2 protein-coding genes are annotated in these 1,631 nt (G+C 71.8%); both read right to left on the reverse strand.

Going from position 1 to position 1,631, the window contains the following annotated elements:
- Positions 1-1,178, reverse strand: a 1,178-nt coding sequence (locus tag I53_RS14190) for an NtaA/DmoA family FMN-dependent monooxygenase (RefSeq protein WP_043351761.1), incomplete at its 3' end; no start/stop codon positions are given.
- Positions 1,179-1,192: 14 nt separating this feature from the next.
- Positions 1,193-1,631 (reverse strand): LLM class flavin-dependent oxidoreductase (locus tag I53_RS14195; RefSeq protein WP_043351762.1); only part of this gene is annotated, 439 nt, incomplete at its 5' end.

Below are 1,631 nucleotides of genomic sequence, written 5' to 3' on the forward strand. Positions count from 1 at the left end.
AGCACGTCAGGCATCAGGTTGAAGCCGTCCGCCGCGCCCGCGCGGAACCAGGCCTCGATGTCGTCGGCGATCGCCTCCGGCGTGCCCACGACGATGCGGTGGCCGACGCCGCCGCCCAGCGCCCGCAGGAGTTGGCGGACCGTCAGCCGGTCCCGGCGCGCGAGGGCGAGCGTGCCGAGGAACATCGTGTGGTTGGCGTCGGGCGGCAGGGGAAGCGGTTCCGGCAGGGGCTTGTCGAGTTCGAGCCGCGACGGGTCGAGGCGCAACGTTCCGGCGAGACGGGCGAGACTGTATTCCACCGGCACGAGGTCCCAGAGTTCGTCCTGGCGGCGGCGTGCCTCGGCCTCCGTCGCGCCGATCACCGTGGCGAGGCCCGGCAGGATAACGAGCGCGTCCGGTCGGCGTCCGTATCGCGCGGCCCGCGCCCGCAGGTCCCGGGCGTAGGCGGTGCCGTCCTCGATGGTCTGCGCCAGGGAGAACACCGCGTCCGCAGTGGCGGCGGCGAGTTCGCGCCCGTCTTCAGATCCGCCGGCCTGAAAGGTCACCGGGCGCCCCTGCGCGCTCCGCGGCACCGTCAGCGGCCCGGCAACGGCGTAATGCGCGCCGCGGTGCTCGACGGCATGGACCTTCGCCGTGTCGATGAACCGGCCGCTCGCCTTGTCGCCGATGAACGCATCGTCCTCCCAGCTGTCCCACAGAGCGTGGACGAGATCGGTGAATTCCCGCGCCCGGGCGTAGCGTGCCCCGTGCTCCGAAGCGCCGGCGAAGCCGAAATTGCGGCCGGCGGCGGCATCGGCCGTCGTCACCACGTTCCAGCCCGCCCGGCCCCGGCTGACGAGGTCCAGGCTTGCGAAGCGGCGGGCAAGGTTGAACGGCTCGTTGTAGGTCGTCGAGGCGGTGGCCACGAGGCCGACATGGCGCGTCGCGGTGGCCAGCGCGGCGAGCAAGACGGTCGGCTCCAGGGCGTTGAAGGGCCGGTGGTCGATCCGGTCGTTGATGGCGGGCGTGTCCGCCAGGAAGACCGCGTCGAGCTTGCCCCGCTCCGCGATGCGGGCGACGCGCACGAAGTGGTCGAGGTCGAGGAAGGCATCCGGCTGGCTCTGCGGCAGCCGCCACGCGGAGGGGTAGACGCCCGCATGCAGCACATTGACGTTGAGGTGCAATTGACGGCCGCTCATCGACTCTCTCCGGATCAGCGGACGCGCGGTAGGATCTGTTCGGCGAAGCGGCGCATTTCGGCCTCGAAGGGCTGGAACTGCAGCATGAACAGGTCGATGCCGGCAGCGTGGAAGTCGCGGAGACGGCGGGCCACAGTCTCGTAGCTGCCCACCAGCCCGGCGGCGGTGCCGCCATTGGTGCCGACATGCCGGGAGGCGGCCGCATCGGTCTTGGCGAACATGACGCTCGCGGCATCGGTGCGGGCCCGGGTGTCGGCGCGCAGGGCCGCGTCGCGCTGGGCGAGGTCGAGGAGACGGTCCTGCTCGGCCTGCGCCTCCGCATCGGTCTCGCGGGCGATCACGAAGGCCGAGAGGCCGTAGCGCAGGGGGCCATTGGGGGCAGGGCGGCGGGCGACGTCTTCGATCAGCGCCGCGACCTCAGCGAGCGGCTGGCCGTTGATGAACCAGACATCG

This window comes from Methylobacterium sp. B1, from assembly GCF_000333255.1.
GTDB lineage: Bacteria > Pseudomonadota > Alphaproteobacteria > Rhizobiales > Beijerinckiaceae > Methylobacterium > Methylobacterium fujisawaense.